Here is a 25,690-nt window from a genome sequence, read left to right as displayed (position 1 = left end):
CTGCGGGACGAGGCCCTGCGGGGAGCCGCCGGTGGTAACATCGCTCCATGGTGACCGAAGAGGAGCTGGCAGAGCAGCGCGTCGGCACGCGGATCGGCCCCTGGGCGGTGGAGAGCGTCCTCGGGGTCGGCGGCATGGCGAGCGTCTTCTTTTGCCGGCGGGCTGACGGGTGCGTGGCAGCGGTCAAGCTCCTGCACGCCGAGCTCGCCGAGATCGAGGCGGTGCGAAAGCGGTTCTTGCGCGAGGGGCCGATCGGGAGCGCGCTGGCCGCCGTGGCGCCGCTCTGCGAGGGGCTCCCCCAGGTGCTGGAAGCCGCGGCCACGGACGACGGCCTCGTCTACATGGCCATGGAGGTGCTCGAGGGAGAGACCGTGTTCGACCGCATGGCCCGGCACGGGACGCTCCCCGTCGGCCAGGTGATCGCGCTCGCCGAGCGGGTCCTCGACGTGCTGATCGTGGCGCACGAGCACGGCGTCGTTCACCGCGATCTCAAGCCCGAGAACCTCCACATCGGCAACGACGGGCGCGTGCGGGTGCTCGATTTCGGCCTCGCGCGCGTCCTCGACCCGCTGCTCGAGGACGTCGCCGGGATGCCGGAGATGACGAAGACCGCGACGGGCGTGTCGATCGGCACCGACGATTACATGGCGCCGGAGCAGGCCCTGGGCCTCATCGCCGAGATCGACGGCCGGACGGACCTCTTCGGCCTCGGAGCGACGATGTTCCGGCTGCTCGCGGGACGCACGATCCACGGCAACCTGGACGACGCGCGCCTGCTCATCGCGGTCGCCACGGAGAGGGCGCCGCCCCTTTCGCTGCACGCCCCCACGGCGCCGCCCGGCCTGTGCGCCGTTGTCGACCGCGCCCTCGCCTTCCTCAAGCAGGAGCGTTATCCCGACGCGAGGACGATGCGCGCCGATCTCGCCGCCGTGCGCGCCGGCCGCGAGCCGCCTTATGCGACGGCCGCGGCGCGGCAGCCGCGCGGGGCGACGGGGGCGTAGGGACCAGGGGCAGGCAGCGCTCCAGGTAGAGCCAGAGGGCGGGACGGCCGGAAGAAAGATCAAGGATCTCCCCGCCTTCGCGGCACCCCTCTCCCGGCCAAGGCCGGTTGCACTGGAAGGGTGAGCGAGCTTGGGCCGGACGTCGAGCCCGCCGCTCGCGTCGACGCGCTGCCGGAGCCTTGCTGCGCGCTTGCCAGCGCCCGCAGGCTCTGCGGAGATCGCCCGCGCGCGGCGCTGCCGATGGGTATCGCCGCGTCCCCACGACGAAACAAACAGGAGATCACGATGAAAATCCGCGTGCTCGCGCTCCCCCTCTTCATGTTCACGAGCGCGGCTTCGGCCAGCGCCCCGCCGCCGAACTTCTCGCAGCAGGTCTATCTGTGCAACAGCCATCTGCAAGCGAAGGTCGATATCTCCTTTGGCCAGACCACCAGCACCGCGACCGTCCAGTCCCAGTCCGGGCAGGTCAAGGACAACCCGTTCGTGCCAGGCATCGAGAGCGGTATGGAGTACGCCGTGTTCGTCGCCTCCTCGGTCAAGCCCAGCTCGACCGCGTCCTGGTCGACGCTGAGCGCGCAGCAGGCCGGCCTGGTCGGCACGCCGCAGGCCCCTATCTCCACCGGCAACAGCACGTTCTTGAACTCGTCATCTTGCCAGATCCAGGGCACGGTGATCATCTCGACCGGCTGTCCCAGCGCCAGCGGCATGAACCAGGACTACAAGACCATCGAGCGCACCTGGGTCGGCTGCGGCCTGTGATCGCAGGGCCTTGACTCGATTTCCTACGGTGGAGCCCGCCCCGGCCCGAGTCGTCACACGGCCGGTCATCTCTTGCTCAGCGGCCGCGCGATCTGGACGATCTTCTCCCGCGCGAACTTGCACGCCTCGTCGTCGTCCGTGGCGGCGGGCCAGAGCAGCTCCATGTACCCGGGCTGGACATCGAACGGCAGGGGCTTGGTCCGGAGGTGCGGCCTGACGGCGCGGATGTCGTCGGCGACGATCTCGGGCACGGTCGCCAGCATCGCGGTGCCGTCGATCAGCGCGCCCAGGTTGGAGAAGGTCGCGACGGAGCACCGGATCCTCCGCGTCTTGCCGAGCAGGTCCTCCACGAAGCCGCGCAGGTCCCCGTTGTACGAGACGATGACGTGATCGTGCGCGAAGTACTGGGCCTCCGTCAGCTTGCGCAGGCGCGCGTGGCGCGGGTCGTACAGGCAGGTGAAGCCGGTCCTCAAGAGCCGCTGCCGGCGGACGTTCGAAGGTAGATCGTCGGCGACCGAGATCGCCGCGTCGACGCCGCCCGCGAGCGCCGCGCCCACGGTGCGGAACTGCACGGGCACGGCGACGACGCGCACGCGCGGCGCCTCGCGCTCGAGCACGCGCAAGAGCGGCGGGAGCAGCCACACCTCGGCCGTGTCGGAGAGCCCGAGGCGCAGGGTGCGTTCGCACGTCTTCGGGTCGAAGGTCGGCGGCGCCAGCGCGGCCTCGATCAGGGCGCCGAGGTGCGGCCTCAGCGACGCGCGCAGCCGTTCGCCGCGGCTCGTCAGCGCGAGCCCACGCCCGCTCCGCACGAAGAGCGGCGCGCCGACCGTCGTGGTCAGGCGCCGGAGCGCGGCGCTCACCGCCGGCTGCGTCAGGTACAGCCGGCTCGCCGCCTCGGTGACGCTGCCTGCCTCCGCGACGACGGCGAAGACGCGGAGCAGGTTCAGGTCGAGGTTCCTTCCATAAATATCAGGCATATCGAGAATACATAGTATTCATTGGAGCAATGAAACGCGAGCGCCTAGGGTGACGGCATGACGACGACGAACACCACCAAGCTCGGCAAAACTGGCCCCTCCGTCTTCCCCCTCGCCCTCGGCTGCATGAGCATGGCCGGGGGCAGCCCCTACGGCGCGAGCGACGAGGCGGAGAGCATCGCGACCATCCACGCGGCGCTCGATCGGGGCGTGAGCCTCCTCGACACCGGCGACTTCTACGGCATGGGCAAGAACGAGATGCTCGTCGGCAGGGCGATCAAGGACCGGCGCGACAAGGCCGTGCTCAGCGTGAAGTACGGCGGCCTGCGCGCGCCCGACGGCACCTTCCTCGGCTTCGACGCCCGCCCGATGGCGACGAAGAGCTTCCTCGCCCATAGCCTGTCGCGCCTCGGCGTCGACTACATCGACGTCTACCGGCCCTCGCGCCTGGACCCGGCGGTGCCGATCGAAGACACGATCGGCGCCATCGCCGACATGGTGAAGGCGGGCTATGTCCGCCACATCGCCCTCTCCGAGGTGGGCGCGGAGACGATCCGCCGCGCCGCGAAGGTGCACCCGATCGTGGACCTCCAGATCGAGTACGCGGTCGTGAGCCGCAGCCCCGAGGCGACGATCTTCCCCGCGCTCGCCGAGCTCGGCATCGCGGTCACCGCGTACGGCGTGCTCTCGCGCGGCCTGCTGGCCGGGAGCAAGCCGTCCGGCGCGGGCGACATGCGGGCCCACCTGCCGCGCTTCTCGGGCGAGAACGCCCGGAAGAACCAGGCCCTCGTCGACGCCTTCGCTCGCCTCGCCCAGGGGCGCGGCGTCACCCCCGCGCAGCTGGCGATCGCCTGGGTCCGCGCCAAGGGCGCCGCGCAGGGCGTCACGGTGATCCCGACGATGGGCGCGCGCACGCGGAAGCAGCTCGAGGATGCCCTCGCCGGCCTCGAGATCGCGCTGGCGCCCTCCGACCTCGCCGAGATCGAGGCCGCCGTCCCCGCGGACGAGATCGCCGGCGCCCGCTACCCCGCGCCCATGATGGCGATGCTCGACAGCGAGAAGTGACCTCGCGATAGCGGCGGCGGCTCACGAGCTCATCGGGTCTTGGCGACCACGGCGAGGAGGGTGTCGAGATCGATCGGCTTCTTGAGCAGCGCACACGCGTCCACGGTGGCCGCTTTGGCCTCCAGAGAGTCGACGCCCGACAGGATGGCCACCGGGATGTCGGCCAGCGCGGGCTCCCGTCGCTTGAGCGCGAGGAACTCCCAGCCATTGATCTCCGGCATCATGAGGTCGAGCAGGATGATGCTCGGGCGGAGGCCGCGGCGGAGCAGATCCAGCGCCACCGCGCCATTTTCCGCGCACACGACCTCGTAGCCGAATGCCTGCAAGAGCTCCTCCACGACGGCGCGAAATCCGCTGTCGTCGTCGACGATCAGGACACCGTCGTGATGATCATCCTGCGGGCTCATCGGGACCTCCAGCCGGCGGAGACACCTCGGCCGGCAGAGCGTCGCGGCGCCGGCGCAGGGGGAGCTCCACGATGAAGGCAGCCCCCGCACCGAGCTCGCTCTCGACCCGGATCGAGCCATCATGGGCGTCCACGATCTGGCGGCTGATGTACAGCCCCAGGCCGAGCCCGCCGTAGTGCTGCGCCGAGACGCCTCGCTCGAAGCGTTCGAAGATGTACGGCACGCAGCCCGCATCGATCCCGATGCCGCGATCGGCGACGACCAGCCTGGCCACCTCGCCCTCGGCCGCGACGCTGATCTCGATCGGCTTGCCCCTCCCATACTTGATGGCGTTCAGCACCAGGTTCGTCACCACCTGCTCCAGACGGGCCCTGTCCCACATACCCACCACGGGAGCGTCTGCCCGCCAGCTCACTGCACTTCCTGCCTGCTTCAGCTCCACGTCGAAGCTCTCCACGACCTCCTGCGAGAGCGCCCGGAGATCGACGTCTCCCAGCTTCAGATCGAGCTTGTCTGCCTGGATCCGAGCCACGTCGAGCAAATCTTCGATGAGCCTGACGAGCCGCTGGCACTGCCGCTCGGCCATCCTGGCCAGCTTCGTCGCGCCGGCGGGGAGCGTCGTCGCCTCGCGCATCAAGCCTTGCACGGCGAGCTTCAGGCCCGCGATGGGGGTGTAGAGCTCATGTGAGGCGATCGACAGGAAGTCGTCGCGCATCCGCACCGCTGCTTCGGCGGCGGTCCGGGCCCTCTGCTCGTGCTCCAGGACCAGGGCGCGCTCCGCCTCGATCTTCTTCCGCTCCGTGATGTCCGTGGAGATGCCGCCCACCGCGTACGGGACGCCGGCGACGTCGCGCAGAGGGAACTTGATGGTGAGATAGGTGTGCACGCCGTCGTCCTCGGGCATCACCTCTTCGTCCTTCAGCGCCGTCCCGGCGAGGAGCGCCCGCCGGTCGAAAGCGCGAAGCGCCTCGGCGTGCTCCCGAGAGAACACGTCATCGTCGCTCTTGCCCACGATGGCCTCCCGAGCAACGCCGAACAGCTCCTCGAAGCGGCGGTTGACGAGGAGGTAGCGCCCCTCGATGTCCTTGACGGCGACGATGGCCGTCGAGCTGTCGATGATGGCGCGCAGGAGCGCCTGGCTCGTGCGCAACGCCTCCTCCGCGCACCTGCGCTCCTCCGCGACCTTCCGCAGCACCGCCTCCGTCCGCTCGTGCTCGGCGATCTTCTGCCTGAGCTGGGCGTTGGCATGGCGCAGGTCGGCGGTGCGCTCGGCGACCTGCTGCTCCAGCCGCTCTTTCGCCCGGGCCTCTTCTGTCAGGCGAGCATCGAAGGCGAAGATGGATTTCAGGTCCATCTCGATCACGTCGCGACACTGCTCCATGAGCGCCTGGTAGGCCTTGCTGTAATGGTTCGTGCGGTCATCCAGCACGCAGATGGTTCCGAAGATATCCCCTGTGGGCCAGGTGATCGGGAAACCGAGGTAGGATATCATCCCGAGCTCGATGTCCGGGTTCGACGTCCAATTCTCGTCTTTCGAGGCGTCAGGGACCAGCAGCGGCGTTCGGGTCTTCATCACGGTCTCGCAGTAGAGCCCAGTGTCGAGGCGCGCGCGTTCGTTGGGCGCGTAAGGGTTCCCCTTCGACTCGCTGGAGGCGCAGACGACGATCTCGGGCGGCTCGACTCTCATGATCAGAGCGGCCGGGACGCGCAGGATCTCCGCGAGGAGATCGGTCATCTCCTGCCACTTGCGAGCGATGTCCGCCGGGATGTCGGTCGCGGCCGTGCTCGACTGGGTTCTTCGGCCGCTCCCCGGCGGAGGGCTCTTCGTCCCGAGCTCGTCCGTACGTTGCTCCGGCGGGCAGCCCGAGGCGGCCTTATGCGGCCCGAGGCCCGCGCGCTCGGCGCGCTCCGCGGGCGCGGGCTCGCCCGGCCCGCGGTGGCGGGCATGGTCGACAACGAGCGCGCCTGGCTCCGTGTGTTCGTCGGGTCCTGTACGCATGCTCCCCCACGATGACGAATCGTGCGAAGGGCCATCGGGTTGTCAAGCAATCCACAATTACGCTCACCGACGCCCCCCAGCGATCCGGCAGGCAACGTACGCGCCCCGGACCTGGTGACGTCACGCCGGGCCGGCACGTCGCCGCTCGGGCGAGCGCGGCGGCTCCCGGGCGCCGTCCCGCGCCGCCGCGATGGCCTGCTCGTGGAGCCGGGCGGCCTCCAAGGCTTCCCCCACGGAGCCGGGCGATCTCGGGGCGGATCAGGGCGTGCTTGTGAAGGAAGCCGTCGGGCCCGCTCCCCGCCCGCGCGCCAAGCTGCCGCTCGCGCTCCAGGAGCCGCTCAGGGACGGGGAGCGCCGCCTGCGGGAAGGGCCCCCGCCTCGTCGCAGCCGCGGAGGGACTGGCCATGTTATACCTCGCCCATGTGCACCAAAGGACGTGTCGCGCAGGTGCTGCTGCTGCCCCGCCACGAGCGAGCCCGGATGGCAGAAGAGTGCTCTCCAGTGTGAATGCCCGGCGCCGGCACGTCATCGACGCATAGAGCCAGCTGGCAGGAAAGGACGCTCCATGAAGCTGTACTTCAGCCGAAACTTGAATCCACGGGTCGCCGTCGCCGTGGCGCGCTACCTCGATGCACCCGTGGAATACGTCCACGCGGCTCCTCTCGACCCCTCACAGCAGGAGAAGTTTCGAGCGCTGAATCCGAACCTGCGCGTGCCCATCCTGGTCGAGGGGGACCATTCGCTCTGGGAAACGGACGCGATCGCGTGCCGTCTTTCGCAGCTCACGGGCTCTGAATTCTGGCGCACGGGCACCGCGCAACCGGAGATGATCCGCTGGTTGAGCTGGGGCACGCACAACTTCGTCGCCGCGTGCGACAAGGTCCACTTCGAGCGCGTGACGAAGCAGCGCTACGGGCTCGGTCCCATCCGCGACGACGTCGTGGCGGAGGGGCTCTCGGGGTTTGCCGAAGCGGCGACGCTGCTCGAGCAGGTCCTGAGCGGCAGGGACTGGCTCGTCGGGAGCGCGGTTTCGTATGCAGACTTTCGCATGGCGTCGGTGCTTCCGTTCGCGGATCTCGCCGGCCTTCCGCTGGCGGACTACCCGCACGTCGCGGCCTGGCACGCGCGCCTGTGGCAGCTCGACGCCTGGCGCGATCCGTTCGCGGGGCTCGACGCCCCGGAGCTCCCGGAGGTGCCGCGCGCAGATGTCCCAGGAGCGAAGCCTCAGTCGGTCTGAAAGCCGGGAGGGCCCTGCTGTCGAAGCCGTCGAGGACATGCTACAACTCGCGAACATGGCCAATGCCACCGGTCGAACATGGTGACGCCCCGGCGCATCTTCGTGATGGGCGACCCGCAGGCGCCGATGGCCAAGGTGATGGCCGTGCTCGCGACGCACGCTTTGCTCGGCGCGGACGGCCGGCTGGCCGACGACGTCGTGCTCGTGTCGATCGGCGATCACTTCGATTATGACCTCGATGATCCGGTGGGCGCGGGCGCGGAGGGGCTCCGCACGCTGCGCTGGCTGGCGAGCCACGATCCTGCGCAGGTGAGGCTCCTGTTCGGCAATCATGACGCTGCGCGGGTCATGGAGCTCGCCGGCCTCGACGACGTGCGGTTCGCTGCGGCGCGCGCGCTCGGGCGCTCGATCAGCGAGACCAGGCGGCGTGAAGGCGCCGAGGCCGCCGCCCGGCGCCAGCGCGACGAGTTCGCGGCGCAGTTTCCCGATGTGGCGACCTCGGGGCTCGCGGCGCGCGACTACGCGTCGTTCAGCGAGTCCCAGCGCGAGCTCGTCATCGAGCTGCTGCTCTGCGGCCGCCTTCATCTCGCGCTCTCAGGCGTGCTGCCCGACGGCCGCGCGGTGCTGCTGACCCACGCGGGCGTGACGACGCGCGAGCTCGCGATGCTTGGCATGCCGGACGAGCGCGATCCGCATCGACTTGCGGCGGCCCTCGAGCGACAGATGCGCGCCGCGGTCGACGCGCGGCGCACGGAATGGCAGCGCGGCGAGCGCACGCCGCTTTCGCTCGAGCCTCTCCACGTCGCAGGCGCCGCAGGCAACGAGGGTGGCGGCCTCCTCTATCATCGACCTGCGCACATCGATCGCCCTGGCGGCGACCCGGCATGGGAGCTCGATCCGGCGCGGCCACGGCGCTTCGAGCCGCGGTCGCTCCCGCGCGGCCTGCGACAGGTCGCCGGTCACACCGGTCACAGGAAGTGCAAGGCGGAGCTCGGTCACGACTGGCTCACGGCGGCAGCGTACCGGAAGGAGATCGGAGGGATCCGCACGCTGCGCGTCGACGGCGACGTCGTCGTGTACGACCTCGGAATCCTGGACGATCGGCCCGGAGCGACGGACCTCTACCTGATCGACGGGGAGATGCGGTTTGCCGCAGCCACCGATTACGCTTTGCTCCCGCTCGCCGAGCTGATCGTCCCCTCGTGAACCCGATGCGGGTGGTTGCCGCTCGCTCTCGACCGGTTTTCTGGAGGGCGGTGCAGGTCGAGCCGGTCTCGCGGCCTGAGCGCGCTGCGGTGGTTTCGCCGCCATCTCGATGTCGGGCGCGGGATCACGGAAGAGGCGGGTAAAGCATCAAATCACCGAGCATCTCGCGATCGATCCGGGCGGCGCCGTTCCCCTGCTCATCGACCGCACGTTCGTGCTGAGCGAGAACCTCGCGATCCTCGGATATCTCGCCGAGACGTTCCCTGGAACGCGGCTCCTCTGCGACGGCACGCCGCGTGCTCGCGCGAAGGTGATGCGCTGGGCAGCGTTCCTCGCATGCGCGCCGACCCGGCCGTGCAGACGGCGCTCGCGATCGACGAGCCTCCTGATCGACCACGAGGATCCCATGCTCCAGAATCTCCGTCTCGCCTCTCGCACTTGGACGTTCGTGAAGAGCGCCGTCATCGTGGCGACCGTCGCGGTGGGCCTGCTTGCCCGCCCCGCGGCCGCCGTGCACGAGCCGATCGTCACGCCGCTCCTGACGAAGGAGCTCGCCAACATCCCCGGCAAGGAGGTGCTGATGCTCACCGTCGTCTACCCCCCCGGCGGCGCCGATCCGGTGCACCGTCACGACGCCCACGGCTTCATCTACGTCCTCGAGGGCTCGATCGTGATGGGCGTGAAAGGCGGCAAGGAGGTGACTCTCACCCCTGGCCAGACCTTCTACGAGGGGCCCAACGACATCCACACCGTCGGCCGGAACGCGAGCACCACGAAGCCCGCGAAGTTCCTGGTCGTGCTCGTGAAGAACCGGGGCGTGCCCGCGCTGCTGCCGGTCAAATGATGGTCCTCGCGTGGGATACCTGAGGACCTTGTCTCCCGCCGAGGTCGACCTCGAGGGCGCGAAGCCGGTGACGATCGGATCGAGCGCGCTCGAGGCGCTCGATCCGATCGTCATCGAGGGAGAGGGGCCATGCGCGTTATCCATCCGCGGGGGGGAGCCCGTCCGTGCGTTCTCGCGGCGTCGCGCTACTTCCTCTTCGCGTCGTCGACGTAGGGGGCGGGCACCCAGCGGTAGGACGCTCCGTCTCTCCGGACGTGGCCCAGCCCGGGAAACGGGGCGTGGGTGTGCGCGACGAGGTAGCCCTTGTCGGCCGCGTCGGCGAGCGCCTTCTTGCGCGTCTCCACGGCCGTCGGCGCGTTCACGTCGAAGGCCACCGCCACCGAGGGATCGTCGAACTGAACGGCCATGATGTGGACGAGGTCGCCCCACAGAACGAGCCTCTGGCCGCCGCTCTCGAGAGCGTACAGCGTGTGGCCGGGCGTGTGGCCGTACGCCGGCTCCGCGCGGAACCCCGGAAAGAACTCGGCCGCTCCGTTGAACGGCTTCACTTGCCCGGCGTCGAGGTACGGCTGCAACGTGGCTTGCGCCGCGGCGTAGAACTGGGCTTGCATCCCCGAGGACTTCGCGGCGGCCGCCTTGTCCATCCAGTAGTCGAGTTCCTTCTGGTTCACGTGGACGGTGGCGTTCGGGAAGGCCCGCTTCCCGCCGATCACGAGCCCACCGACGTGATCCGGGTGAGCGTGCGTGAGGAAGACGTCGGTGACGCTCTCGACGCTCACGCCCGCCGCAGAGAGCGACGCGGGGAGCTTCCCGGTCGTTGGGCCCATGAGCTCTGCGCACCCGGTGTCGACGAGGATCGTCCTGCCGTTCCTGTGGATCAGGAAGGTGTTGAAGGACACGTCGATCGGCGACCTCTGGAAGGATTGCGCGAGGAGCTTGTCGACCTCACCCGGCTTGGCGTTGAGGACGAGGTCATGCGAGATATCCAGGCCGAACGTGCCGTCGGAAAGCACGGTCACGTCGATGTCGCCCACGCGCGTGTGATAGAAGCCCGCCTGACGCCTCTCGCCGCCGGACGGAATCGGCGCGCTCGCCGCCGGAGACGGCGGCGGTGCCGGTGCCGCCGGCGTCGCGGCGGGCTGCTCCGGAGCCGCCGGGCTCGCCGGAGCGCTGCTGCGCGGCGGGGCCGGGGCGGCGCACGCGGCGGGGAGAGTCAGAGCGCCTCCGAGCAGCAGGAGTGAGGCCGCGAAGGACGCGATTCGCCGCGTGGAAATCATCCGCATGATCGTCTTTCTCTCCGGGCTCTCTTCGGTCGTCGGCGGCGCGCGAGCGCTGCTCGACGTCCTTCGGCGGGATGGCGGCCCGTGTTCGCCGCCCGTTCACCGTTGCACCGTACGTCCCGGCAGGTAGACTTTCTATGCCTGAAACATCAAAAAAAAAATCAACCGATCGTCCAACGTGGATCCGACGGAGGGCGAGCCTCTCCTCGTCGCGCTCCCGCGCTTCATCCACCTGCGCATCGAGGAGTCGAGGCCGCCATCGTCATGACGGCGGCGTTCGAGCCTCCAGCGACCCCGCCGCGGCGATCCTCACCGGACGGTGAATTTTGGCAAGCGCTGTCGCATCTGTGGCGGGAGGCGACGAGCTCTGGACCGTGCAGCTCGACGGGCGCAGCGCGGCCCGGCGGGTCTCCGGGCAGATCGGATGTGCTCCTTGCCCCGTGCGCTCCGGTGCGAGCGCCCCGAAACCGAGGAGGAACGATGCGCCGTCACGGCAAAATTGGCTTTTTGCTATTCCGTACGCTTGGCATGTTGTTCGGCTTCGCGCTGCTGCCCGATGCGGCGCGCGCGGCCACCACCGCGATCACGTACACCATCGGCCACGCCGATTGCGGCGCGAACAACAGCTTCGCGCTGTACATGAACGGCACGCTGCTCGACACCGTGCCAAGCTCGAACGACTGCGAGTGCAACTCCCCGCCGCTCCGGGTGAGCATCACCGATCCGGCGTTGCTCGAGCTCTACAACCCCGCGAGCTGTAACGACTTCCAGGTCGCAACGGTCGGTGATGAGTTCGTTTTGTGGGGCTACATGCGCATCGACGTCACGTCGGACGAGGGGGCGGCGTCAGCGTGTCTTTTCGACGCCAACATGATCACCCACAACTGCGCCGACCGGGATATCTGCGAAGCCTATGAGGTCAACCCGTTCCCCGTGGGGAGCGCGGACGGGGATGGCGACGGCCTCATGGCGGGTGCGGGCTCGGGGTGCGACAACTGCTCCGCCACCGCCAACCCGGACCAGAGCGACGCCGACGGCGACGGGTTCGGTGATGCCTGCGATCGCTGCGTGGGCCCGGGATCGGACGACAGCGACGGCGATGGGCTCTGCGAAGGGGAGGACAACTGCGACGCGACCGCCAACCCGGACCAAAGCGACGCCGACGGCGACGGGTTCGGTGATGCGTGCGATCGCTGCGCAGGCCCGGGGTCGGACGACTTCGACTCGGATACGATCTGCAACGGGCCGGACAATTGCTACTTCTACGCCAACCCGGACCAGAGCGACGCAGACGGCGATGGCGTGGGCGACCGCTGCGACAACTGCGCGGACACGCCGAACCCCGGCCAGGAAGACTACGACTTCAACGGCCGCGGCGACGCGTGCGACGCCTGCTACGCGTCCGGGGACCTCGACTGGGACAGCGACGGGGTCTGCGACTCGGCGGACAACTGCGCGGACCGCACCAACCCCGACCAAGCCGACAACGACGGCGACGGGTTCGGCGACGCCTGCGACGGCTGCAGAGGCTCCGGGTTCGACGACGTCGACTTTGACGGGGTCTGCGACGGGGAGGACAACTGCTACGGCTTCAACCCGAACCAGAGCGACGCCGATGGCGACAGCGATGGGCGCTGCGACGGAGCGGACAACTGCCCGTTCAACCACAACCCCGACCAGGCCGACAGCGACGGTGATGGCGTGGGCAACGCCTGCGACGCCTGCGCAGGATCGGGCGGGGTAGACGGCGACAGCGATGGGCGCTGCGACGGAGCGGACAACTGCCCGTTCAACCACAACCCCGACCAGGCCGACAGCGACGGTGACGGCGTGGGCGACGCCTGCGACGTCATCTGCGTGATGATCCAGCGGGGCACCTTCGGCCAGGTGGCGGACACGGCGATCTGGGCGCTGTACCCGAGCTACAACGAGGGCAGCGCTCCCTATCTCCACACGGGCCTGAGCAGCGGCGCGGAGAAGAACGCCCTGTACCGTTTCGAGCTCGACTCCATCCCGTACGGGGCCACCGTCGAGTCGGCCACGTTCAGCACCACGCTCTACAGCTCCGGCACAGGGGAGATCCGGGTGCACCGCATCAACGCCTCCTGGGCGGAGTCCACGGTGACCTGGAGCAGCTTCGCCGACAGCTTCGAGCCGGCCGTCGAGGCGACGTTCCTCGGGGCGTCGTCCGGCGTCGCGACCGTCGACCTGACTGCGCTCGTCCAGGCGTGGGTCGACGGCGTGCACCCGAATCACGGTTTCCTCCTGGAGGAGGACCTGACGGCGCTCACCAGCTACCGTTCGAGCGAGCACGACATCCTCGGCGACCGCCCCTCGCTCGAGGTGTGCTTCCACTGAGCTCCCGTCGTACCGCACCTCCGCTCAGGCGGAAGGCACGACGGTGATCTCTCCGGTCGTGTACAGCGCGGAGGTATCCCAGGCGAGCCCGGGGGCGAGCGGCAGGGCGATGTGCACGTCAGCGAAGGTCCCTGTGAGCTCTCCGCTCCAGCCGAGCAGGGCGACGGTGTCCCCGGCCTGGAACGGCGCCGTGTCGTCCGCCGGGACCACCTCCAGCACACCATCGAGGCTCACGTCCCCGTCCACGACCAGGAGCGGCGCGGCGCCCGGGCCCGCCACGGTGGCGCTCAGCGTGGCGCTCGGGCCCTGGCTGTAATCGCCGGCCACCTCCGTCGAGGCGTAGATGTCTCCCACGGAGAGCGCGCCGGCCTGCGTATTGGCGAGATCGCCGACGAAGCTGCCAGTGCTCAGGCGGCCGCCGGCGAAGTCGAAGTCGCGCGCCTGGATCTCGATCGCGCCCGCGGTGAGCTCCCCGCGCGTGAGGCGCACGATGGGCTCCGGGCCAGGCGTTCCGCCTTCGACCAAGGGCGTGATCCGGAGGAGGCCGCCGATGCTGACCTTGCCTCGCCCGTCGACGAGGAGCGACGGGGAAATCGAGAAGGTCGCGTAGATCGTCACATCGCCGCTGTTGCGCCATGACGCGTAGGGCTCGTTTACCCAGACGAATCCGTGGCCGTACGTGGAGCGGATCTCCGTCTCTTCCGTCACGAGGGTTCCATAAGCGCCGACCGTGAGCTCGCCATGGCCGGCGGCCCCGACGCGCAGCAGCCCCTCGTTGGTCCAGGTGGCGTCCCAGCCCCTCACGATCGCCGAGCTCGCGAAGTTGTAGGGCCCGCCGGGACGGGTCTCGATCTGCGCGTTCGCGGTGAAGACCTGGGCCCCCTGCTCGATGCGCAGCCTCGCGCCGCCGTTCGCGCCCACGATGAACTCGCCCGTGTTGACCCACCTCGTCGCGGAGCCCGTGACGTTCACGTCGCCCTGGCAGATCTGGCACGTCGCGATGAATACGTTGTTCGAGAAGAAGCTCCCTCCCTGCTTGATCTCGAGGACGCTGAGCTCCTCCGAGCGGCCGATGTACGCGTTCGTCTGGCTCGTCAGGGAGGCGTCGTACCCCTCGACGAGCACGTATCCGAAGGCCGAATAGCCGCGCACGCCGAGCACGAGGTCGTCGGTGGTCACCTGGGCGCCCCGTTTGACGAGGAGCGAGCCGGACGCCCCGGTGCGGAGCCCGAGCGCGAGCTGCCCATGGTTGATCCACCGCGAACCGTATCCGATGACCTGGACCCTGCCGCTCGAGTAGGGGACCGCCGCCACCGAGGCGCCGGCGCTGATCAACGTCCCCTGGTGGCTGACGATCACCTCTCCCATCGGCTCCTCGGCGTTGAGCGCGCTGCCGACCACCAGCGCGTTCGACCCGAGATCCCACGGGTCGCCTGGGTCAGCGACAGCGGGCGTCACACTCCCCGAGACGGACACGTCAGCATAGGCCGGCCCGGCCGCGCCCATCGAAGCTGCCACGAGCACTACCGAGAAAACGGTTCGAGCTTGTTGGTTCATGCGCTGTGCCTCTCCATGAGAAAATTCGCTTCACACTGAATCCCCTCGCCACCGACGTGCCCTTGAAACGGGAATTTTGTGAATCGCATTACACGTCCCCACATCAGAGACGTTATCGCCCGTTCTGATCCGCTTGCAGGGGATCAGGTCATCGTTTTCGAGGTGCGAAGGCAGGTTTTGAGGTGAGAGAGTACACAGGATCATTCAAAAGAAAAATCCTCCAGTGGCTCCTCGCTTCAGGAGGACCGACCGCCCCGACGTTCGAGGCGAGAGCGCCTCAGGAGGACGTCCATCGGTGCGAGCACAGGGCGCCCTCTCGATACAGGTCCCTGACGGCGTGATGGATCTCCTTGAGAGCGGCAGCGAGGACGAGGCTGCCACCTCGCCGGAGCGAGCATGGCAGCGCGACGCTCATGGCTTGTAAAACGAGGGGTCGAACACCTGCCCCAGCACCGATTTTCCGATCGTCGAGAGGAGCTGATCGTCGTTGTCGTGCCGCAGGTAGAACGTGAGATCGCGGAGGATGCGCTCCACGGGGCTCGGGCGGATCAGCGAGCGAGCGCCGCAGGCGCGGATGGCGTGGTCCACCGTCTCCGCCGCGAGGTGCTCGATGACGTGCCGCGCGCGGATCCCCGCGAGCTGCGCCTCGGCGTGGCGCGCCCCGTCCCAGAGCGAGGCGACGTGGCGTAGCCAGAGCTGCGCGGTATCGAGGTTCACCGCCATGCGCGCGACCCGCTGCTGCACATAGGGATCGCCCCCTTTGCCTTGCGACGCGATGCACTCGATCGCATAGTCATAGGCCGCCTCCGCCGCGCCGAGGAAGCTCGACGCGTAATGGGGCGTGAACGCCGTCTGCCACCCCTCGCGGAGATACTGCCCCGGCGCCCCGATCAGGTTCTCCTCCGGGATGAACGTACGATCGAACTTCACAAGGTGGCTCACGGTCGCCCGCATGCCGACGGGATCCCACCACGAGCCGTCGAACGTGACCGAGCGATCGCCGAGCTCGCACGCGAGCAGGAGCAGCGCCTCCGGCGAGCCCTGCGCGTGCCTCGCGCCGCCGGGCCCAGCGCTGTTCACGAGCAGGATCGCCCACTCGACCCCGCCCGCGCTGGTGGAGAAGACTTTGGAGCCGTCGACGACCCATCCGCCCGGGGCGCGCTCGACGTGGGTGCCGAACCGCGCCTTCTCTCCAGGGGCCGGAGATTGCGGCTCACCGCTCCACGCGACCCATTTCTCGCCTCGGCGCACGACGCCATCGAACCATCGCTCCTTCTGGGCGAGGTCCGCCATCGCGTCGAGCAGCACCATCGAGTTCGCGTGGCCCTCCCAGCAGCGCGCGAGCGACAGATCGGCCTTCGCGAGCTCCTTGGTCATCATCCACAGGGTGAGCGCGTCGCCGCCGCGCGGCCCGAGCCCGAGCCCGCCGTACCCCGCCGGCACCGCCGCCGCGAGCAGGCCCTCGCGGGACAGATCCTCGAAATCCTCGACCGGGAAGGCCGCCGCGCGATCATAGCGCCCCGCACGCGGAGCGAAGCGCTCGCTGGCGAGGGCGCGGACGCGATCGACGAGCGCCTGCCTTTCCGGGGGGAGCTTGAACATCGACAACTTTATTTCCTCCTCTCCCCTCACGCGATCGCCTGCCGCCGCTCCGCTGCCTCGTCAGCACGCTCGTTGCCATGGCCGTCGAGGAGCTTGCGCGCCGCTTCGGCCGCCATGTGCCGCCCGGTCATCAGGCGGAACTGGCGGCGGGCCTCGACGAGGAGCACCTCCCGGCCGTCGATCACCGTATGTCCCAGCGCCTCTGCGGCCCGAACGAGCGGCGTCGGCGCGGCTCCAACCACCAGATCCACGACGATTGCCCCCCTCGCCAGCCCTCGAACATCGAAGGGGAACTCGCCATCGTGGCCCGCGCACGGTGTCGCATTGACCACGATGGCGTAGTCGCCCACCGCGAAGTCGGCGAGCGGCGCGAACGGCAGGCCCAAGAGGGACGCCGCGAAGCGGCCACGCTCGAGGCCACGGTTCACGAGCGTCACCTCCGCGCCGGCTCCATCGAAGGCCGCCGCCGCCGCGCGCCCCGCGCCCCCGCAGCCGACCACGGCCACCCTGCGCCTCGCCACGTCGACCCTCCGCGCGCGCAGCGGCAAGAGGACCCCCTCGGCATCGGTCGTCGTCGCGAGCCACGATCGGCCGCGCTGGACGAGGAGGTTCGCCGCCCCCGCGCGCCGAGCGACGGGGCTCGCCACGGCCGCGGCCGCGAGCGCGGCCTCCTTGTGCGGAGAGATGACCGTGAGCCCCTTCAAAGGCATCCCCAGCGCGGCCAGACGTGCCCGCACCCTGTCGGACCAGAGGTCTTCGAAGCGCTCCGCCGAGAAGGGCAGGTACAACGCCGGCACGCTGGCCGCGCGGTACGCCGCGTTGTGGAGCCTCGGGGACAGCGAGCGGGAGACGACCGAGCCGACGATACCGAACAGCTCGCGCACCGGCTTGAGCGATGGCAGCCCGTAGTCGGCGACGAGCTGCGCCGCGCTGATCTCCCCCGCGTCCGGCTCGCGGAGCTCGACCGCACCGAACGCGACCGGCGCGCCCAGGCGGGGGGCGAGGAGGCTCGTCCACGTGCCCGCCGGGCCGGCGGCGAACGCCGTCACGTCCCGCCGTCCGAGCTCCGCGAGGAACTCCAGCGCTGCGAGCGCCTCGGCCGTGCGGGTCACGGTCGGCACCATCCGATAGAGCCACGCCGCCGCGCGATCCAGCACGCCGAGCCGACCGCGGTAGTCCCAGCGGTCTGCCGCGGTCCCGTGCCACGAGATCACGCGCCGCTCCGCCGGGATGCGCTCGAGGACGCGGGGCACCAGATCCCGCTCGGCCTCGAGATCGACGCGATCGTACCGCTCCGCCGCTGCGATCAGCCGCTCATGGCGCGCCGCGAGCTCGCCGTCGAACGAGCCCCCCTCGCGGCGGCTCCGCAGGCTGTAAACGAGCTTTCCATTGAAATGGCGGCGGAGGACGCCCGGATCGACGCTGCCCACCTGATCCGCGCGCACCTCCACGAAGCGCACCCTCGCCGGCAGCGCCGTGAGCTCGTCGCCGGAGCGCGAGGGCGGCCTCGTCAGCGTGGCGATCAGGGCGACTTCAGGAACGATCTCGCGCACTCGCATAGGCCTTGTCGCGCCTCGGCCCGAAGCAAGTGCATGGCGCGTGCCAGGGCGCGTCAGATCCCATGATGGCAAAGGTGCGCAGGAGGGGTGGCGGAGCTGCGCATGAGGACGTCGCGTCGCCGTGACAGTCACTGAAGGTTACGCCGTTGCTCTTCGCGGGCGAGCTCCTCCATATGGGCAATCCTCCCGCGCGCATGGCTGCTCATTGCACCATGCTCACCGGCAAGGGCTCGCCTTCGCGCGCGAGGTAGACAGTGGCGGTCAGCTCGCCCCTCTCGTCGGGCATCGGCGGCGAGGCGAAGAAGCCGGCGTTCCAGATCCGGGAGCCGGGGGTCATGAAGGCCCCCTGGACGAAGCGCCGGTAGCTCTCGAAGTCGGTGTGGCTCGTCTCGATACGGCACATGCTGCCGTGGCAATCGACGTTGCGCAGCGCCGATGACTCGGGCAGCACCGCGGCGACGCGGGAGCTGACCGTGCGGCTCGCCTCCGCGGTCCAGGCGGGGTCGGGGCGCTCGGACGCGAATACCGTGTCGAGCTCGCTCTTCATCTCCGCGGGCTCGAGCGTGGGGCGGGCCGGCTCGTCCTGCGCATCGCCCCGGGGCGACGCCTCGTCCTCGTCATCCTGCCCCGGGTCCGGAGCGAGCGGAGCCGTCTGCCGCGCGAGCACGGGCGCGGCCGCGGTCAGAACGGCCTTGTTCGGCGGGCGGCCCTGCGCCGCCTCCACCGACACGGACAGCGATTGCATCTCGGTGCGGAGGCCCGCAAGCTGCTTCTCGTGCCGCCGTTCGCTCATCACGTTGAACCCGGCGGCGGCCCCGACGAGCACGACGAATGTGACGATGACATGACCGTTCTTCATGGCTGTCTCCAGAGCAAGTGTCGCTCGCTGCGGGACGGGCCCGGGGAGGCGCGCTCCCCGGGGCCGGCCGTCGTGCTCAGTACGTCACAGTGGTGATGCGGCCGTTGGGGGTGATGTCGCACGCCAGGTACGACGACCCGTTGGCGGTGTGGTAGCTCGTCACGTTGATCTGCTGGAACACGTTGACGGAGGTGAGCGACTTCGCCGCATAGAGATCCCAGACGTAGCCGTCCCAGCTCGTGCCGATGGCGCGGCAGCTCACGTCGCTGCTGAGGTTGAAGGCAATGCCGCCCACCGAGAAGTTGGTCCAGCCGGCGTGGTCCACGACGGCGGGGACGAGCCAGGCACGCGGGCCAGCGCAGCCGGTAGAGCCGTTGTTGTAGATGTTGCCCCAGTACTCCGAGAAGCACGCGCGATCGGAAGGCGCGACGGTGGTCCCGGCGCTCGCCGTCGTCGTCCTGGCGGTGGCGGGCGCGGCGACAGCACCGACGGAGACGGCGGCCATGGCGGCGAGGAGGAAGCTCTTGAAGGTGGTGCTCATGTGAGGAGTTCTCCGGAGGGCAACTGTTGTTTGTCGGGAGCGGTGCCCTCCGTCCGCGCCCGCAGCCGCGTTTTGCAGCGCCCGTGCCGTGGGCTTCCGGGAGCGCGAAAAGCCTGGATTCGTGGTGCTCGGCGTGACTGGCAGTCTCCGTGGGCGAGCGAGTTGTCGCGCGGCGGTCACATCGCGCCGGCAGGTTGTCGCCTGGCAGGCGACACTTCGGCTCAGGCTCCGCCGCTACGTCCTCCGGAGGAGCGAGCGCGAAGGAGAGGAGCCTCGCGCTCACCTCCTCCGATCGCAAAGCCTGGCACGAGCTCTGGCGCGATATCCACGAGCGCCCTGCGCCCGAGCTCCCCTGCGGCGGCCAGGCACGACACCCGCTCGATCACGTTGCGTAGCTCGCGCCCGTTTCCCGGCCATGCGTAAGCGACCAGCGTCGCGTCTCCGCCGACCGAGACGCTCCCCCGCTCTCGCCTCAGCCCGCGCGAGCGCCCCGCCCCGCCGGCCCCACCTCGATAATCTGGCTCTCGGGCTCCCCCGCCTCGCCCTCCAGCTCCGCGGCCGCCGCCTCGCCGGCCCCGCTCTCGGCCTCGGCCATGCGCCCCGCGTCCTCGGGCGGCTCCTCCCACGGCTGCGTGCTCTGCACCGGCCGCACCGGCGGCGCCCACGGCCTCGGCCCCGCCGCCGCCATGCGCCCCTCCTCGGCCGCGATCTCCATCAGGCTCTCGCGGCTGATGCTCACCAGCTCGAGGCGCACCGCCTCCGGCATCGAGCCCGCCCGCGCCGGCTCCGGCATCTCCGCCCCGATCACCGCCGCGGCCCCCTCCCCCACCGGCGCCGCGCCGATCCGGATCTCGGGCGCCGACGGCCACGCCCCGCCGAGCTCTCGCCCGATCGCATCGAGGCTCTCGCGCCCGAGCGTCGCCTCGCCGATGCGGATGTCCGGCAACGACCCGGACGGCCGCGCTGGCGTCCCAGGCGACGCCGGCGCCTCGCGCACCGCCACCGGGCGCGCCAGCGACCGCGGCGGCCCCCCGTTGGCCAGGAGGACCAGCCCTGCGACGGCGCTGCGCTTGCGCCCCGGCGACGACGGCGGCGCGGCGTGCTTCGCTGCCAGCGGCTGCGGCTCGCTGAAGGACGCCGCCGCCCCGCTGATCGCCGGCGGCACCTCGCGCACCTCGGCGGCCGGCCGGCGCGCCGGCAAGGTCACCGCCTCCCCGCGCGGGCGCGACCGGGTGCGCCGCGGCGCCGCCCGGACCTGCCGCGACGCCGCCGGGGTCCCCTCGTCGATCTCGCGCAGGCCGTGCTCGATCGCGGACGCCACATCGCGCCGGTCCGCCCACGTGGGCATCACCACGCAGAGGATCGCCTCGGCGGCCACCCCGAAGTACACGTCGACGGGCGCCGCGCCCCCGTACGGCACCAGATCCTCGCGCCTCAGCTCCACGCACCCGAGCCGGCCCCGCTCCCCGAGGCCCAGCGCCGCGTCGACGATCTGGCTGCGGCCCTCCCTGGGCATGTCGCGCGGCACGCGTCTGGTGACGAGCCGCCCCCGCCGGGTGATCACGAACGCGAAGTCCGCCCCCGCAGCCACGTAGGTTCGGTCCGAGATCGCATCGAGATCCACCACGCGCCCATCCTACCCGATCCAGGGCCTCCCCGTCTCGGGATCATGCCTGTCCGCGCCTCGCAGCCCCCTCCCGCCGCGGCGGAGGTGCTGTGTTGTGCGAGATACCGACAGAGCCCCTGTTTTTCTACAGCGCTGTTATCAACCCGACCCGCGCATCGCAAGCCTTCCGCGCCCTGCTTCGCGCGCTTCGCCGCCTTCCCCCGCGGCCGCCTCTCACGGCACGACGTGCAGCATCCCCATCATGCCCGCGTCGGCGTGATCGAGGATGTGGCAGTGGAACATCCACATGCCAGGCCGGTTGTCGTAACGCACCGCGAAGCGGGCCGCGCCGTCGACAGGCACGTTCACCGTGTCCTTCCACGCGAGAGGCCTGACCGGCTGACCGTCGGCGCCGAGCACCTGAAAAAAGAAGCCGTGCAGGTGGAACGGGTGATCGAACTCCATCGTGTTCTCGACGGTCCACACCGCGGTCTCGCCCACCGCCGCCACGAGCGGCTCCGCCTCCCACGAGGGCACGCCGTTGATGCCCATCACGAGGTCGCCCGGGCCCTCCTCCCGCGTGAGCTGCAGATCGACGCGCCTCGCCGCCGCCGTGTCGAGCGCCTCGATGCGCCGCGCGACCTCGGGGAGCGGGTCGTCCTCGGCCAGGGGCTCGTCCGCGAGGCGCAGCCGGAAGGCCTCGACCTCGGGCCTCCCGAAGGTCGCGCCATAGCCGCGATCGTAGGGCACCCAGCGCACCGAGAGCGTCGCGCCCGGCGCCCCGCGCGGCGTCACGAGCACGTCGGCGCGCTCTCCGGGGGTGAGCAGGATCCTGTCCTCCTCGACCGGGTGCTCCAGGAGCCCGCCGTCTCCGCCGATGCGGGTGAAGCGGTGATCCGTGATCAGGAGCTGGTAATAGCGGGACTTGGCCGCGTTGACGATGCGCCACCGCTGCCTGAGCCCGGCGCGCGCCCCGATCACCGGGTTGACGCGCCCGTTGACGAGCAGGAGGTCGCCCTCGCGCCCGAACAGCGTGCCGAGATTGCCGCCCGCCTGCGGGTCCTCGAGCGAGCCGTCGTCGCGCAGGCTGACGTCGCTGAGCACGAGCACGAGCTGGTCGCCGAGCCCCGCGGGCTCGTCCGGATCCTCGACGAGCAGCGGGCCGTAGAGGCCATTGCCCTCCTGCACCGCGGAGTCGACGTGCGGGTGGTACCAGTACAGCCCCGCGTCCGGCACCACGAAGTCGTACGTGAAGTCGCCGCCCGGCGGCGTCTCGGGCTGGCTGTGCCCGGGCGCGCCATCCATCGCCGCCGGCAAACGCACGCCATGCCAGTGCACCGTCGTTGGCGCCGGCAGCTCGTTGCGGAGGTGCACGATCACGCGATCTCCCACCCTGGCGCGGAGCAGCGGGCCGGGGAGCCCGCCGTTGTAGGTCCAGGTCGGCGTCTTCTTGCCGGCCGCGATCTCCACGTCCTCGACGCGCGCCGTCAGATCGACCTCGAGCACCCCCGGCCTCGCGTCGAGATCGCGCGCCGGTCGCAGCGCCACAGCGCTGTCCCACCCCTCCGGCTGCGACGGAGGCTCGACCGCACACCCTATCGCGGCGACGGCGAGCCAGAGGCCCGCGAAAGGACAAGCAGAACGCCGGCACAGCATATCGCGCGGACGGATCTTACCACCAACCGGCGGAGAACCCGCGTGTTTTCGCGGGCTTCGCCGGCCCGCCGCGCGTCGGCTCCAGGTCAGCTCAGCCGAGGCGCGGCCTCGGGCGGGTCGTCGATGGCGGGCGCCGCCGCCTCCTCCCGGCGCAGGTGGCTCTCGCCGCGGCGCGCGGCGAACGCCGCGGCGAAGACCTCGTCGACCTGCGGGCGCTCGGGCGCGTCGTACAGGAACCACGCGCCCTGCACGCGCTCCGGCGCCACGTCGAGGACCACGTACCCGCGGCGCCACAGGTCGACGTACTTGACGTGCGGGTTCGTGAGGAACAGCGGCTCGGTCGTCCGGGCCTGCTCCTCGGTGAGCCACGGGGAGGTGATCCCCGGCACCGCGATCTCGACCGCCAGCGCGCCCCGGCCGGTCGCGGCGTCGTAGCGCGCCGGATCGAGCGGCGCCGGCGCGAGCTCGATCGCCCACGACGCGTGGGTGTCGCCGCTGAGCACGACGACGTCGCGCACGCGCTCCTCGTCGAGGAGCTCGAAGAAGCGCTGGCGCGCCGCCGGGTACCCGTCCCACGCGTCCGTGTTCAGGTCCTGCGGGACATGGCCCATCAGCACCTGCTGGCCGATGACCTTCCACGCCGCCGTCGAGCCCGCGAGCTCCGCGCGCAGCCACGCCTCCTGATCGCGCCCGAGGATCGTCCGCGCCGGCGCCTCGATCGCCGCGCGGTCGCCCGGGTCGGCCTGCCGGTCGCGCCCCCAGGAGCGCGTGTCGAGCAAGAAGAGGTCGACGAGATCGCCATAGCGCAGCGCGCGCCAGATCCGGCCGGCATCGCGCGGGTGCTCGCGGATCGGCATCCACTCCGCGTAGACGCGCTGCGCGACCGCCCTGCGCACCTCCCACGACCCCTCGGCAGGCCACGTGTGGTTCGCCGCGCCGCCCTTCCAGGTGTTGTTCGCGAGCTCATGGTCGTCCCAGACCGTGATGAACGGGTGCTGCTGGTGAGCCGCCTGGAGATCCCTGTCGCGCCGGTACTGGGCATAACGCGCGCGGTAGTCGGCGAGCGTCACGAGCTCGTGCGCGGGCTCGCAATGCCGCGCGCCCCCGTACTCGCCGGTGCCGAATTCGTAGATGTAATCGCCGAGGTGGATCACCGCGTCGAGGTCGAGGCGCGCGGCGATGTGCCGGTAGCCGTGGAACAGCCCGTGCGCATAGCTCGAGCACGACGCGACGGCGAAGCGCAGCCGCTCAGCGAGGCCGCGCGGCGCCGTCCTCGTGCGCCCGACCGGGGACGATCCGCCGAGGGCGATGAACCGGTAATAATAGGTCTTCCCCGGGTCGAGCCCGCCGGCGTCGACCTTGACCGTGTGATCGCGCTCCTCGTCCGTCAGGAGCGCCCCCGCGCCCACGATCCGGATGAAGCCGGCGTCGAGCGCGATCTGCCATGTCACCGCCACCGCGCCTGCCCTCACCGGCGTCACGCGCGTCCAGAGGATGACGGCATCCGGCAGCGGATCCCCGCTCGCCACGCCGTGCTGGAATACCGCCTTCGACAGCTCGCTGTCCGGCGGCGGGGCGTCCCCCGACGCCGGCAGAGGCTCACCGCCGTCCGGCGCGCCGCCCCCGCCGCCCGACACTCCGGGGAGCGCGGCGAGGCTGAACATGGATACGCTGCAAAGGATGCTTCGCCGGGCCATCGACATGATCTCGCCCCTCGTCGACCGCGTGCGGTGAGCTGCGTATGACGCGCGCACCGCCGCCCCGGCAAGCGGAAATGAGCGCTGTAACGCGTCCGTCGCGCCGCGCTCTCGGCGATGTTCGTTTCGGGCGCCCGGCGCCGACTCAGGTGTTGCGACCGACCACGTCGAGCAACGCGACGAGATCGACAGGCTTCTTCAGGATGTCGACCGATCCGAGCTCCGTGGCCCGCGGCGCCGCCCCCGCCGTCAGCACGACCACGGGGACGTCGGAGATCGCGGGCGTGCGCAGCTGCTCTGCGCGGAACGCGTATCCGTCCATCCCCGGCATCATCAGATCGAGCACGATGAGCGCCGGCGTCGGCGCCTCGCGGAGCCTGGCCAGCGCGTCCGCGCCGTCCCGGGCCGTCATCACCTCGTATCCCTCGTCGCACAGGACGGTCACGAGCGCATCGCAGACGCCTGGGTCGTCCTCGATGATGAAGATCGTCTTCCGTCGAGAGGGGCCCTGCTCCGCGAGCCTCCGCCCCATCGGGCCCGGAGGGCGCGCCGGATCGCCCCGCTCCGCGCCGCGCCCCCCTCCGGGAGCGCACGGGACATCGACGCCAGCGCCCCTGCGCGATCCGCTCCGGCCCATCGAGGGACCCATAAGGCGCGGAGCCGCGGCGCGCAATTTGAATCGCGCCGCATTCTATGCGCCATGCGTCCTCCGCGGCTGCGGAGCCTGCCAGCGGGCCGTTCCTGACGACGCCATGACGGTGCGCGTGCCGAGCTCGTCCGGAGCGCCATCGAAGCGCCCCGGCAGCGGCCACGGCGGTATGAGGGCTGCATGCGCGCTCGGCATGAACGTGGCCGTGATCTTCTATTCCCTCTATGGCGGCACGGCCGCGCTCGCGGCCGCCGTCGCGCAGGGCGCCGAGCAGGCCGGAGCGACCGTGCGGCTCCGGCGCGTCGCCGATCTGGCGGCGATCGAGGACCGGTGGAGCACGGCGAATGAGCGGATCCGTGCCGCGCGGGAACACCTCACCTCCGTGCCGCTGGCGCAGCGAGACGACCTCTTCTGGGCGGACGGCATCGCCATCGGCTCGCCCGCGCGTTATGGCGCGATGTGCGCGGAGATCCGGCGCTTCCTCGACGGATCGAGGCAGCCGTCGGGAGATCTCGCCGGCAAGGTAGCCTCGGTGTTCTGCTCGCCGTCCGCGGTCCAGGGAGCGCAGCGCGCGACGCTCCAGGCGACGCTCGCCTCCCTCGCCGGCCATGGACTCCTGCTCCAGGCCCCCGCCCGCGCGGAGCTGGATCCGACGAGCAGGGCCGCGCAGCGCGACGGCCCGCCTCGGGCGAGCGCGGATCACGCGCCGGCGGAGCTCGACCTCGCGCCGGCGCGCGCCCTCGGCCGCAGGCTCGCGCTGTTCGAGGACCGGACTCGCGGGCAGGCGCGGAGAGCCGGCCGCGCCGTCGGCCTGTGCCGTTGACCGCGCTG

At 70.5% G+C, this 25,690-nt stretch carries 22 protein-coding genes; 8 read left to right on the top strand and 14 right to left on the bottom strand.

The genetic code is table 11. The annotated features are described in order from the left end of the window. The first annotated feature begins 47 nt into the window (after positions 1-47). Together POL72_RS33640 and POL72_RS33635 are read left to right on the top strand one after the other, a co-directional pair. Positions 48-1,001: a serine/threonine-protein kinase gene (locus POL72_RS33640; protein WP_272100877.1), complete on the top strand. Its 954-nt coding sequence runs from the start codon at positions 48-50 to the stop codon at positions 999-1,001. Between the two features lie 285 nt (positions 1,002-1,286). Further along, the gene (locus POL72_RS33635; protein WP_272100876.1) at positions 1,287-1,760 is read left to right on the top strand and encodes a hypothetical protein; all 474 of its coding nucleotides are present in this window, start codon (positions 1,287-1,289) and stop codon (positions 1,758-1,760) included. Positions 1,761-1,825: 65 nt separating this feature from the next. Here the strand turns inward: POL72_RS33635 and POL72_RS33630 are convergent, their stop codons facing one another. Further along, the gene (locus POL72_RS33630; protein ID WP_272100875.1) at positions 1,826-2,737 is read right to left on the bottom strand and encodes a LysR family transcriptional regulator; all 912 of its coding nucleotides are present in this window, start codon (positions 2,735-2,737) and stop codon (positions 1,826-1,828) included. Between the two features lie 57 nt (positions 2,738-2,794). Between POL72_RS33630 and POL72_RS33625 the strand changes: the two genes are divergently transcribed. Then, the gene (locus tag POL72_RS33625; protein ID WP_272100874.1) at positions 2,795-3,802 is read left to right on the top strand and encodes an aldo/keto reductase; all 1,008 of its coding nucleotides are present in this window, start codon (positions 2,795-2,797) and stop codon (positions 3,800-3,802) included. Between the two features lie 29 nt (positions 3,803-3,831). Here the strand turns inward: POL72_RS33625 and POL72_RS33620 are convergent, their stop codons facing one another. Both POL72_RS33620 and POL72_RS33615 read right to left on the bottom strand, forming a co-directional pair. Beyond that, complete coding sequence (locus POL72_RS33620) at positions 3,832-4,209, bottom strand: response regulator (RefSeq protein WP_272100873.1); 378 nt, start codon at positions 4,207-4,209, stop codon at positions 3,832-3,834. Continuing rightward, positions 4,193-6,208: a sensor histidine kinase gene (locus POL72_RS33615; protein WP_272100872.1), complete on the bottom strand. Its 2,016-nt coding sequence runs from the start codon at positions 6,206-6,208 to the stop codon at positions 4,193-4,195. The genes POL72_RS33620 and POL72_RS33615 overlap by 17 nt, the downstream gene beginning before the upstream one ends. A gap of 565 nt (positions 6,209-6,773) precedes the next feature. Here POL72_RS33615 and POL72_RS33610 point away from each other — a divergent pair. From POL72_RS33610 to POL72_RS33600, 3 genes are all read left to right on the top strand, one after another. Beyond that, positions 6,774-7,445: a glutathione S-transferase family protein gene (locus tag POL72_RS33610; RefSeq protein ID WP_272100871.1), complete on the top strand. Its 672-nt coding sequence runs from the start codon at positions 6,774-6,776 to the stop codon at positions 7,443-7,445. Between the two features lie 78 nt (positions 7,446-7,523). Then, a complete protein-coding gene (locus tag POL72_RS33605) occupies positions 7,524-8,651 on the top strand; it encodes a metallophosphoesterase (protein WP_272100870.1) in 1,128 nt (375 codons plus the stop codon). A 406-nt stretch (positions 8,652-9,057) separates the two neighbouring features. After that, positions 9,058-9,495, top strand: coding sequence for a cupin domain-containing protein (locus POL72_RS33600; protein WP_272100869.1), 438 nt, complete (start codon positions 9,058-9,060; stop codon positions 9,493-9,495). A gap of 185 nt (positions 9,496-9,680) precedes the next feature. Here the strand turns inward: POL72_RS33600 and POL72_RS33595 are convergent, their stop codons facing one another. Next, positions 9,681-10,778, bottom strand: a complete 1,098-nt coding sequence (locus tag POL72_RS33595) for an MBL fold metallo-hydrolase (RefSeq protein WP_272100868.1) — start codon at positions 10,776-10,778, stop codon at positions 9,681-9,683. A 525-nt stretch (positions 10,779-11,303) separates the two neighbouring features. Between POL72_RS33595 and POL72_RS33590 the strand changes: the two genes are divergently transcribed. After that, the gene (locus POL72_RS33590; RefSeq protein WP_272100867.1) at positions 11,304-13,133 is read left to right on the top strand and encodes a thrombospondin type 3 repeat-containing protein; all 1,830 of its coding nucleotides are present in this window, start codon (positions 11,304-11,306) and stop codon (positions 13,131-13,133) included. A 24-nt stretch (positions 13,134-13,157) separates the two neighbouring features. Here the strand turns inward: POL72_RS33590 and POL72_RS33585 are convergent, their stop codons facing one another. From POL72_RS33585 to POL72_RS33545, 10 genes are all read right to left on the bottom strand, one after another. Next, positions 13,158-14,651: a hypothetical protein gene (locus tag POL72_RS33585; RefSeq protein WP_272100866.1), complete on the bottom strand. Its 1,494-nt coding sequence runs from the start codon at positions 14,649-14,651 to the stop codon at positions 13,158-13,160. Positions 14,652-15,101: 450 nt separating this feature from the next. Then, entirely contained in the window at positions 15,102-16,292 is a 1,191-nt protein-coding gene (locus tag POL72_RS33580) for an acyl-CoA dehydrogenase family protein (RefSeq protein ID WP_272100865.1), read from the bottom strand. Positions 16,293-16,318: 26 nt separating this feature from the next. Continuing rightward, positions 16,319-17,845 carry a type I 3-dehydroquinate dehydratase gene (locus tag POL72_RS33575; protein ID WP_272100864.1) on the bottom strand — a complete coding sequence of 509 codons (1,527 nt, stop codon included), beginning with the start codon at positions 17,843-17,845 and terminating at the stop codon, positions 16,319-16,321. Positions 17,846-18,053: 208 nt separating this feature from the next. Further along, positions 18,054-18,710 (bottom strand): hypothetical protein, encoded by a 657-nt coding sequence (locus POL72_RS33570; protein ID WP_272100863.1) that lies wholly within the window; start codon positions 18,708-18,710, stop codon positions 18,054-18,056. A 76-nt stretch (positions 18,711-18,786) separates the two neighbouring features. Continuing rightward, on the bottom strand, positions 18,787-19,251 hold the full coding sequence (locus POL72_RS33565; protein ID WP_272100862.1) for a hypothetical protein: 465 nt from the start codon (positions 19,249-19,251) through the stop codon (positions 18,787-18,789). A gap of 221 nt (positions 19,252-19,472) precedes the next feature. Continuing rightward, positions 19,473-19,682 (bottom strand): AAA-type ATPase lid domain-containing protein, encoded by a 210-nt coding sequence (locus POL72_RS52170; protein WP_444547646.1) that lies wholly within the window; start codon positions 19,680-19,682, stop codon positions 19,473-19,475. Positions 19,683-19,723: 41 nt separating this feature from the next. After that, positions 19,724-20,878 carry a serine/threonine-protein kinase gene (locus tag POL72_RS33560; RefSeq protein ID WP_272100861.1) on the bottom strand — a complete coding sequence of 385 codons (1,155 nt, stop codon included), beginning with the start codon at positions 20,876-20,878 and terminating at the stop codon, positions 19,724-19,726. Positions 20,879-21,091: 213 nt separating this feature from the next. Next, the gene (locus POL72_RS33555) at positions 21,092-22,405 is read right to left on the bottom strand and encodes a multicopper oxidase family protein (protein ID WP_272100860.1); all 1,314 of its coding nucleotides are present in this window, start codon (positions 22,403-22,405) and stop codon (positions 21,092-21,094) included. A 194-nt stretch (positions 22,406-22,599) separates the two neighbouring features. Next, positions 22,600-24,177, bottom strand: a complete 1,578-nt coding sequence (locus POL72_RS33550) for an alkaline phosphatase D family protein (protein WP_272100859.1) — start codon at positions 24,175-24,177, stop codon at positions 22,600-22,602. 178 nt (positions 24,178-24,355) lie between these two features. Continuing rightward, positions 24,356-24,847: a response regulator gene (locus POL72_RS33545; protein ID WP_272100858.1), complete on the bottom strand. Its 492-nt coding sequence runs from the start codon at positions 24,845-24,847 to the stop codon at positions 24,356-24,358. Between the two features lie 205 nt (positions 24,848-25,052). Between POL72_RS33545 and POL72_RS33540 the strand changes: the two genes are divergently transcribed. Continuing rightward, positions 25,053-25,682: an NAD(P)H-dependent oxidoreductase gene (locus tag POL72_RS33540; protein ID WP_272100857.1), complete on the top strand. Its 630-nt coding sequence runs from the start codon at positions 25,053-25,055 to the stop codon at positions 25,680-25,682. The last annotated feature ends 8 nt before the right edge of the window (positions 25,683-25,690 follow it).

It is taken from the genome of Sorangium aterium (assembly GCF_028368935.1).
GTDB classification, from domain to species: domain Bacteria; phylum Myxococcota_A; class Polyangia; order Polyangiales; family Polyangiaceae; genus Sorangium; species Sorangium atrum.
Note: the sequence above shows the minus strand (reverse complement) of the source record. Positions and strands in the feature narration are given on the sequence as shown.

Bases quoted from the DNA above. Each gene is read 5' to 3' on its own strand.
- POL72_RS33640 (WP_272100877.1), top strand. From the start codon at position 48: ATGGTGACCGAAGAGGAGCTGGCAGAGCAGCGCGTCGGCACGCGGATC.
- POL72_RS33635 (WP_272100876.1), top strand. From the start codon at position 1,287: ATGAAAATCCGCGTGCTCGCGCTCCCCCTCTTCATGTTCACGAGCGCG.
- POL72_RS33630 (WP_272100875.1), bottom strand. From the start codon at position 2,737: ATGCCTGATATTTATGGAAGGAACCTCGACCTGAACCTGCTCCGCGTC.
- POL72_RS33625 (WP_272100874.1), top strand. From the start codon at position 2,795: ATGACGACGACGAACACCACCAAGCTCGGCAAAACTGGCCCCTCCGTC.
- POL72_RS33620 (WP_272100873.1), bottom strand. From the start codon at position 4,209: ATGAGCCCGCAGGATGATCATCACGACGGTGTCCTGATCGTCGACGAC.
- POL72_RS33615 (WP_272100872.1), bottom strand. From the start codon at position 6,208: ATGCGTACAGGACCCGACGAACACACGGAGCCAGGCGCGCTCGTTGTC.
- POL72_RS33610 (WP_272100871.1), top strand. From the start codon at position 6,774: ATGAAGCTGTACTTCAGCCGAAACTTGAATCCACGGGTCGCCGTCGCC.
- POL72_RS33605 (WP_272100870.1), top strand. From the start codon at position 7,524: ATGGTGACGCCCCGGCGCATCTTCGTGATGGGCGACCCGCAGGCGCCG.
- POL72_RS33600 (WP_272100869.1), top strand. From the start codon at position 9,058: ATGCTCCAGAATCTCCGTCTCGCCTCTCGCACTTGGACGTTCGTGAAG.
- POL72_RS33595 (WP_272100868.1), bottom strand. From the start codon at position 10,778: ATGCGGATGATTTCCACGCGGCGAATCGCGTCCTTCGCGGCCTCACTC.
- POL72_RS33590 (WP_272100867.1), top strand. From the start codon at position 11,304: ATGTTGTTCGGCTTCGCGCTGCTGCCCGATGCGGCGCGCGCGGCCACC.
- POL72_RS33580 (WP_272100865.1), bottom strand. From the start codon at position 16,292: ATGTTCAAGCTCCCCCCGGAAAGGCAGGCGCTCGTCGATCGCGTCCGC.
- POL72_RS33570 (WP_272100863.1), bottom strand. From the start codon at position 18,710: ATGAAGAACGGTCATGTCATCGTCACATTCGTCGTGCTCGTCGGGGCC.
- POL72_RS33565 (WP_272100862.1), bottom strand. From the start codon at position 19,251: ATGAGCACCACCTTCAAGAGCTTCCTCCTCGCCGCCATGGCCGCCGTC.
- POL72_RS33550 (WP_272100859.1), bottom strand. From the start codon at position 24,177: ATGTTCAGCCTCGCCGCGCTCCCCGGAGTGTCGGGCGGCGGGGGCGGC.
- POL72_RS33545 (WP_272100858.1), bottom strand. From the start codon at position 24,847: ATGGGCCGGAGCGGATCGCGCAGGGGCGCTGGCGTCGATGTCCCGTGC.
- POL72_RS33540 (WP_272100857.1), top strand. From the start codon at position 25,053: ATGAACGTGGCCGTGATCTTCTATTCCCTCTATGGCGGCACGGCCGCG.